Source organism: Symplocastrum torsivum, assembly GCF_059505465.1.
The window spans coordinates 1-7810 of the sequence record NZ_JCACKQ010000102.1 but is presented as its reverse complement, the minus strand read 5'-3'; the positions used below and the strand labels follow the sequence as shown (position 1 = coordinate 7810).

At 44.6% G+C, this 7810-nt stretch carries 10 protein-coding genes; 5 read left to right on the top strand and 5 right to left on the bottom strand.

The features are described from left to right. Positions 1 to 303: 303 nt before the first annotated feature. On the bottom strand, positions 304 to 738 hold the full coding sequence (locus AC5JL3_RS24935) for a peroxiredoxin (RefSeq protein WP_192220488.1): 435 nt from the start codon (positions 736 to 738) through the stop codon (positions 304 to 306). Positions 739 to 949: 211 nt separating this feature from the next. Here AC5JL3_RS24935 and AC5JL3_RS24930 point away from each other — a divergent pair, with 211 nt between their 5' ends. The 3 genes from AC5JL3_RS24930 (at position 950) to AC5JL3_RS24920 (ending at position 3161) form a co-directional block, all read left to right on the top strand. Next, on the top strand, positions 950 to 1360 hold the full coding sequence (locus AC5JL3_RS24930) for an Npun_F0494 family protein (protein ID WP_496077039.1): 411 nt from the start codon (positions 950 to 952) through the stop codon (positions 1358 to 1360). A gap of 65 nt (positions 1361 to 1425) precedes the next feature. Further along, positions 1426 to 2925: a cobyric acid synthase CobQ gene (gene cobQ / locus AC5JL3_RS24925; protein ID WP_496077038.1), complete on the top strand. Its 1500-nt coding sequence runs from the start codon at positions 1426 to 1428 to the stop codon at positions 2923 to 2925. Next, positions 2922 to 3161: a 2Fe-2S iron-sulfur cluster-binding protein gene (locus tag AC5JL3_RS24920; RefSeq protein WP_496077037.1), complete on the top strand. Its 240-nt coding sequence runs from the start codon at positions 2922 to 2924 to the stop codon at positions 3159 to 3161. The genes cobQ and AC5JL3_RS24920 overlap by 4 nt, the downstream gene beginning before the upstream one ends. 256 nt (positions 3162 to 3417) lie before the next feature. On the opposite strand, the gene crtR is transcribed toward AC5JL3_RS24920, so the two are convergent. The 4 genes from crtR to AC5JL3_RS24900 all read right to left on the bottom strand — a co-directional run bounded on the left by crtR (position 3418) and on the right by AC5JL3_RS24900 (position 7035). Beyond that, positions 3418 to 4320: a beta-carotene hydroxylase gene (gene crtR / locus AC5JL3_RS24915; protein ID WP_496077036.1), complete on the bottom strand. Its 903-nt coding sequence runs from the start codon at positions 4318 to 4320 to the stop codon at positions 3418 to 3420. A 182-nt stretch (positions 4321 to 4502) separates the two neighbouring features. Further along, positions 4503 to 6059, bottom strand: a complete 1557-nt coding sequence (locus AC5JL3_RS24910; RefSeq protein WP_496077035.1) for an Hsp70 family protein — start codon at positions 6057 to 6059, stop codon at positions 4503 to 4505. Continuing rightward, positions 6056 to 6811, bottom strand: coding sequence for a nucleotide exchange factor GrpE (locus AC5JL3_RS24905; protein ID WP_496077034.1), 756 nt, complete (start codon positions 6809 to 6811; stop codon positions 6056 to 6058). Before AC5JL3_RS24905 ends, AC5JL3_RS24910 begins: the two co-directional genes overlap by 4 nt. An 11-nt stretch (positions 6812 to 6822) precedes the next feature. Then, positions 6823 to 7035, bottom strand: coding sequence for a DUF2997 domain-containing protein (locus AC5JL3_RS24900; protein WP_496077033.1), 213 nt, complete (start codon positions 7033 to 7035; stop codon positions 6823 to 6825). A gap of 283 nt (positions 7036 to 7318) precedes the next feature. Between AC5JL3_RS24900 and AC5JL3_RS24895 the strand changes: the two genes are divergently transcribed. Beyond that, on the top strand, positions 7319 to 7507 hold the full coding sequence (locus AC5JL3_RS24895) for a hypothetical protein (RefSeq protein ID WP_496077032.1): 189 nt from the start codon (positions 7319 to 7321) through the stop codon (positions 7505 to 7507). Then, complete coding sequence (locus AC5JL3_RS24890) at positions 7507 to 7674, top strand: hypothetical protein (RefSeq protein WP_496077040.1); 168 nt, start codon at positions 7507 to 7509, stop codon at positions 7672 to 7674. The genes AC5JL3_RS24895 and AC5JL3_RS24890 overlap by 1 nt, the downstream gene beginning before the upstream one ends. The last annotated feature ends 136 nt before the right edge of the window (positions 7675 to 7810 follow it).

The following is a 7810-nucleotide window of genomic DNA, read 5'->3' as shown; positions in this document are numbered from 1 at the left end:
TCAAGTCAGAGTTTATTAAGAAAGATGTGACTAATGCATAGCTTAAAAAGGGGGAATTTGACTAAATTCTTCCCCTTTTTTAAGTGGGGCAGGGGGGATCGAAGGGTTTAAAAACACACCCTTGCCCCTCAATTCAGGGGAAATCAAAATTCAAAGCCCCCCAGAATTGGGGGATTTAGGGCGCATTCCGGGATTTATGCAAGATGTCTAGTTAACTCAGTAAAAGACTTAAAACAAATAGGGGCACGGCATGATGCCGTGCCCCTATTTTATGCAATCTCTCGTTTATATTTCTAAGTGGGCCTAGCCCGCAGCAGCCAGAATATCTTGGGCATGGCTAGCCGTGTTGACACTGGCATCAACATGGGTAATTTTGCCATTGCCGTCAATGATGTAGGTCACACGCTTAGCATAACCGCCACCATCAACATCGTAAGCTTTGGTAATGGTTCCATCGACATCGGCTAGCAACTGGAAGGGCAAACCATACTTCTCTTGAAAGAGTTTATGGGATGCCTCGTCATCCCGACTCACACCAAGCACAACCATGTCTTTGCCTTGATATTCGGCGTAGTTATCCCGGAAGCTTTGAGCTTGTTTGGTACAGCCAGGGGTGTCGTCCTTGGGATAAAAATATAAAACAACAGTTTTACCAGCAAAGTCTGATAGGGAAACGGTCTTTCCCTCGCTATCTTTGGCAGTAAATGCAGGTGCATCCGTACCAACTGCTAAAGCCATAAATCTTATATTCCTATTGGTTTGAGTGATCGTCCAACTTTAGATATTACAATAAATTAAAATTTTTCCGGCTTTAACCCAGAAGTGGTTGAAAGAAACTGCTAAGTCCTAAACGCTTCTAGACCAGCAGCGAGGAATGAGCTTGTTGAAACCGCTTAAGATAGAAAAATGATTAGCTAATCAGCGTTGTGTTAATATATCAGCCGTTGTAATGACTTTAATTCAGCCTTTAGAGAGCCAATCTATTCAATATCCTGCCCGTACTGTTAAACGAGCAGAACTGGCGATGCGTTGTTTACCGTTCCAGCTTCCTCTATTTGTCGCAATGCGCTCAAAGAGTGTTCCCTTACAGGCGATCGCAGGACAAGAAGCTGTCAAACAGCATTACACAAAACGCCCAATGTCAGAGTTGGCAGTAGAAAGTGGTTTAATGTGGCTAATCCAAGTCGGTGTTTTGCGGCGAGAAGTCGATGGTCAGGGCATCACTGATAGTTTTCGCTTAACCCCATTAGGACGCCAACTGATAAAAACATGGGAATCTCAGGGAGGGACGTTGCCTCCCCCATCTTTTATGGATCGGCTTTATAATGCGTTGAGCCGATGGTTGCGATTGCCTATCTAAGCAACGTTTAAAGGGTACCTTCTACAAGTCTTGCCTCACCTATACCCTACCCTTAACCCTGATTTATGAAAGCTATTATGGTCGTGGGGACAACGTCCCATGCAGGAAAATCCTTAGTTACAACAGCTTTGTGTCGCATTCTTTCGCGGCGTGGTTGGCGGGTTTCGCCCTTTAAGGGGCAAAATATGGCGCTAAATGCTTATGTAACGCCGAATGGGGGAGAAATTGGTCATGCACAAGCGGTACAAGCTTGGGCAGCCGGTGTGATGCCTTGTGTAGAAATGAACCCGATTCTCCTTAAACCCCAAGGCGATATGACATCTCAAGTCATTCTCATGGGTAGGGCAGTTGGTCAGGTTAGCGCTTCTGATTATTACGAACAGTATTTTGCTAAAGGTTGGCAGGCAATAGAAGAATCCCTACGGCGTCTGGGCAATGAGTTTGATTTGATTGTTTGCGAAGGCGCGGGGAGTCCGGCGGAGATTAACCTTAAGCACCGCGACTTAACGAATATGCGAGTTGCGATGCATTTAAATGCTCCCACATTGCTAGTCGTTGATATTGATCGGGGTGGGGCATTTGCTCATGTTGTTGGGACTCTGGAACTCTTGGAACCAGAGGAACGCGCCTTGATTAAGGGTGTGGTGATTAACAAGTTTCGGGGACAGCGATCGCTTTTGGAACCAGGAATCAAGTGGTTAGAAGAACGCACTGGTATTCCTGTTGTCGGTGTCATTCCCTGGATGGAACAGTTGTTCCCTGCTGAAGATTCTCTAGATTTGCTTGAGCGCAACTTCAAGAAAAAGCAAAATAGTGAACTAACAATCGCTGTAATTCGGCTTCCCCGAATTTCTAACTTTACTGACTTTGACCCCCTCGAAGCTGAACCCAGCGTTACTGTAAGATACATTTCCCCCAATCAATCGTTGGGACATCCCGATGCCGTAATTCTTCCAGGCACTAAGACAACAATCGCGGACTTGATGCTATTGCAAAAAACGGGCATGGCAGCAGAAATTCAAGGCTATGCAGCAGCAGGGGGTACAGTTCTCGGCATTTGTGGGGGATTCCAAATGCTGGGGAAAATGATTGCTGATCCGGAGGGTGTAGAAGGTCAAGAAGGACGGTATCAGGGATTGGATTTGTTGCCCTTAAAAACAGTTATTACAGGTAACAAAATTGCACGTCAACGACTTGTATCTTCCAATTACCCCCAAGTCGGTTTACCCGTTGCAGGATATGAAATTCACCAAGGGCGATCGCGATTAATCGAATCGGAGGATGGAGAAAAACAATCTTCCTATAAACCTCTTTTTGATGACCCAGGTTTAGGTATTGTTGATGTCAGTCAATCTGTTTGGGGTAGTTATCTCCACGGTCTTTTTGACAATGGACCTTGGCGACGTGCATGGTTAAATCACCTTCGACAGCAACGGGGGCTACCTTCTCTTCCCACAGGTGTTGCGAACTACCGCGAACAACGCGAAGCTATTTTAAATTCACTGGCGGATATCGTGGAAGCTAATTTAGATTTAAGCCCGATTTTACCTTCCCAAAAAGCATGAGTATTAGCATCCGATTTTTGCCAGACAATGTGAAAGTTAACGCCGAAGCAGGAGAACCAATGCTTCAGGTTGCTGAACGGGCTGGTGTTTTCATTCCCACTGGTTGCCTGATGGGGACTTGTCATGCCTGTGAGGTAGAAATTGAGAATGGTGCAACAATTTGTGCCTGCATCAGTGCTGTACCAGCAGGTCATGAAGAGTTGACGATTAATCTCTACAGTGACCCTACTTGGTAAAGTCAGCTTTTGAAAGTAAGCCTTCAGCATTTGTTGATTGCATTCTTTTGCCCCCCTAGCCCCCCAATTCTGGAGGGAACCGGAGTTCAAAGTCCCCCAGAGTTGGGGGATTTAGGGGGCGAGTCAGACTTTTATATACACAGTAGCCCTATCACCGCATCTCCCATGAAGTCTCAACAGACAATTTAAATGTGTGGCAGCTTAGCCGTCAGTTAGGCTTTTTGCTGAACGCTGAACGCTGAACGCTGATAGCTACTTACAAATCAGCTCTAATTGTTTTAGATGATTTACCGTGAAAATGAATTCCTAAAAACACATCATATAAAAAACTCCAAAAGTTTTTTGGTTTTAGCAATCCCAATGTTTGTTCGCAGCCTTTTTCATCTAAAAGAGGCTTAGTAGCATAGTAAGCAGGTTGATAGTTATACCAGGGGATAGACGGCCATAGATGATGAATCAAATGGTAATTTTGCCCCATGATTAATACATTGAGAATCGCATTAGGATAAACCCTGGCATTTTTCCAGCGATCGCGTTCTTGATGAGGGCGATGAGGCAAGTAATCAAAAAATAATCCCAACGCTAGCCCGACTATTGCAGTTGGGATAAACCAGAAGTTGAGAACGTAACCTAAAAAGTCGTATTGGCAGGAAGTATAAACAATACTTATGACAATTGATCGGCTGATAAACCACTCCAACAACTCATACTTTCGCCACAGCCGTCGTTTGAAAAAGAAGATTTCATGATACAGAAAACGCACAAAAATTAGCCACAGAGGACCACCTGTTGAAACATAATGGTCGGGGTCATTCTCTGGATCGTTGACATGAGCATGATGCTGTAAATGGACTCGCGTGAACACTGGAAACGCAAAACCCAGCATTAGCGCACTGCCATGCCCCATCACGGCATTCATTATCCGATTGCGATGAGCAGCATTGTGGCAAGCATCGTGAATCACTGTCCCTGCCATGTGTATAGCGAGAACATTTATACAAAAGCAGCACCAGTCAACCCAGTGCCAAAGCCAGTACCCACAGTTAGAGATGACAAGCAACGCGATCGCTACTAGAAACATTAGTAGCGTTGGATTGAACTCATCAGGAGGCCCCAGAAACTCCTTGGGAACTGTTAGTGGCTTCTCTGCCTCCAACATTGTTGTCTTTGCTCCTTTTTCATTAATGTTATTTGTAGTATACTATACAATCTGTAAATTACAAAGATTTGTGAACCTTAATGCGTCCAATCATAAAGTCGCTAATTAATAAACAAGAGATTTTGAGGCAAAAGCGGATTATTTCTGTGCTAGCTAGCCTCTGATCAAATGCTTTAGTGTGGTTACTGAAGTTTTGCGATCGCACCCCTCTCTACTAATATCTGTCCCGTCAACAAATCTTTCACCGTCACTAATAATACCCGCTGTTCTGATACTGTAAACATCACTTCAATTCGATCTACTCCTGTTTCCCCCGATGGTTCTAGATGGGCGACACAAACTTCACTTTGAGTGCCACTCATAGAGCGAAAACAAGATTGTTGATTGAGAAAACTACTGGTCATCCTACCTTGAGCATCGTAGGTTACCTCAGCGGCTGAGACATCTGCCACTTCCCCAATATCCAGACGTATCTCCCGTTGTCCATTGATAGCTACTTGCAGCGTTAGGGGTTCAGCGCGAGAACAAGGATAGTGCATTCCTTTTTCAAACAGGGTGAAATAGGAATATTGTCGGGTATAAGGTTCCCACAAACGAATGGCATAGCTGTGTCGTAGATAATCCTCTACTTCAACTAACTCTCCTAAAGCTAAGGCACCGTACGCAACGGCTTCAAAAGGCTTATCTAGCTTAACTTTATTCCGTCCAAAGTAAGTATTCACCAACTGCTGGACAGCCGGAATCTGACAACTCCCTCCCACAAGCAGTACCTGTTCAATATCCCCTTTACTAATACCCTTCGAGATGGCACGAGCTAAGACTTCATCTATTGCTTGTCGTAGTTGTTCTAATAACTGCCTTTCTTCCAGAATCTCTGCTAATTCACTTTGTGTGAGATGCAAATCGTGAGCAAAAAAGTTCTCATCGTCAAACCAGCTTTCAGTTGCTTCGATTGCATTTGAAAGCCGGATTTTTAGCTTTTCTGCTACTTCTAGCAAGTTCTGCCAACCTATTTCTTTTACCTCTTCCCGTGAAGAATTGATTTGCCTTAGGTAATGCTCGACAATCCAGACATCAATATCCACTCCACCAACATAAGCATCGGACTTCGCTAGTACTTCAGCGCGTAAAACCTTCTTTGTCTTATCAGCAGCCACCGTCCGAATTAGGCTTAAATCCAGCGTCCCGCCGCCAAAATCTACGACCAAAACAACAGAACCAGGACGCTTTACTGCATAACCTAAAGCTGCTGCTGTAGACTCATCCACCAGTTGAACATTTGGCAGACCCAACGAATCTGCGAAGTCACGGAACCAATCAAGATATCGCTCAAAAGCACCAACGGGTACAGTAAAAATAGTGCGAGTGACTGGTGCTTGTTGTAGTACCTGTTGCCAAATCTGTTTTAAAAAGAGTTCACAAATTGTTTCGGCTGTGTAGAGTGTGCCATCTAGTTGACGTGGGGGTGGACGGTAATCGGCAACTAAGTCCCGTTTAAAAGCTTGAAACAATCGCTCAGGCTGAGTAAATCCGAGACGTTGCGATCGCACTTGTTCTCCAATTATCAACTGATTGGGTTCCTGAACAAATACCAAACTCGGCACGACATTCACCTGATCTGTCCCTGTTTCAAATCGACGTGATTGGTTAAACTTGAGAGTTCTTGGTATTTTCGTTACAGGGTCAGTGGTATAAACAACAGTGTTGCTCGTTCCGAAGTCAATCGCAATAACTGTCATTTGACACCTCCTGGTAGCGTCCGACTGACTTTCGCAGGACAGAGTATCCGTTCTCCTTCCTTGTATCCGATAAACCGAATATAAACTAACTCTCCAACTTCAATATCACTAGCATCAGCTTGATGTAATTGAGGATTGTAGGGAACTTGCTCCCAAGCTTGACCAATTCGTTCATAACCCCAAGTTTCGATGAGATTATCGAGTGGCGTAAATAGCGAAACGATGTTTTTAGCAGGGAGATCGGGTTTCACGTTTATAGAAGCGCGAAGACTGGGATAGTTGGTGAGTAAAGTCTGCAATTGAGAGAATGTTGAGTGTTGAAACTCGGTGGTTAATTCACGGCTTAGGTTTTGCAACTCTTGGCGTAGTTGCAAACACTCACGCCGCAGGAGTTCCGTTTCTGACACCTGTTTCCTGGAATTCGTCTTGAATCCACCCAACTGCAAGAGTTCTTCTATCGTCCAGTCCAAAGCAGTGGCAAGCTTAGTTAGATCTTTGAGCTTGAGTAATGATAGCTCTCCACGCCGGACTTGGCGAAGCTGTGTGGACGTTAAACCAGCTTTTTGCTGTAAATCGAGAAAGCTACTGATTCCTAGCTGCTTGAGGCGCTCTTTGAGGAGTTGGTCATATTTCAGAGGAGACACTTGAGCGTTTTCTGAGAGTGAATAAATGTACAGCAGCACAAAAAAAAGACCCCCTAAAACCAGTAACGTTCCAAAGCTGGGCACTGGTACCTTGAGGCTGTCAATCATTGTGTTACCTGCTACATCTGGTTAAGAGAAATATCTTCTGATATGGTTAAGTTTTCTTCCTCTGCGTAATACTCTGGCAACAGCTCTTGATTGGATACTTCCCCTAACGCCTGTTCAATGCCCTTTGTGGTATCGGTACAACTCACACCTGTGGCGTTAATGACGGTTTCAATGATTTTGCCGTCTTTTCCGATACGATACTCAACTCGTTGGTACTCAGCCATAAAGTTACTAGAGAAGTTCAATGCAATGGTTAATCTGATGGTAACTGCTTGAGGGGATTATAAAAGGTCATAAGGTTTCGCAGTGGCATGAGATAGGCGATTGCTTACGGAATAGCTGCGCTTCACGCTTTTTGGTTGTGCCAACCGCATCTGAAGCTAAGTTCCACACGGCTTTACTGAAGCTGGGTTACAGCTTGCCGAAATAGCTCTGCTCGGTAAGACTCGTTACTTCTGCCCAAAAACTGTTGTTAAACTGAGATTGCCTAAGGCGAGGCTCTTGTAAATGACTATTAGCAAAAGCCAATTCTACATCTCAAGAGAAGATTATCTAGAGGGAGAACGAGTCAGCCCTATCAAACATGAGTATAGGCGTGGACAAGTCTATGCAATGGTAGGGGCAAAGAAACCTCATACAGAGGGGGAAAATTTGCTGACTATCAAACGTCGCCATCCTTACAGGAATATGTATTAATTAATCAATCTCAGATGAGCGTTGAGTGTTTTCGCCTTTCGGTGTCAGGGAGTTGGCTTTCTCAAACCTATGGACAAGGAGAGGAGATTGACTTCGCTAGCATAGATTTTCGCGGCGATATTGCCTCTATCTATCGCAAAGTCCCTGGCATTCAGAATGCCGATTGAGCCGGAGTGGAAGGAGTTACCTAAGCTTGGCGCTTTGCAAGAGGGTAAACTTTAACTTTTTGCTATTTGACTGCTCATTAGTAGACCTCTTGCAAAAGTCGTCGCTGGGGTACTATGGGGTCTGAACAAAAGCGAT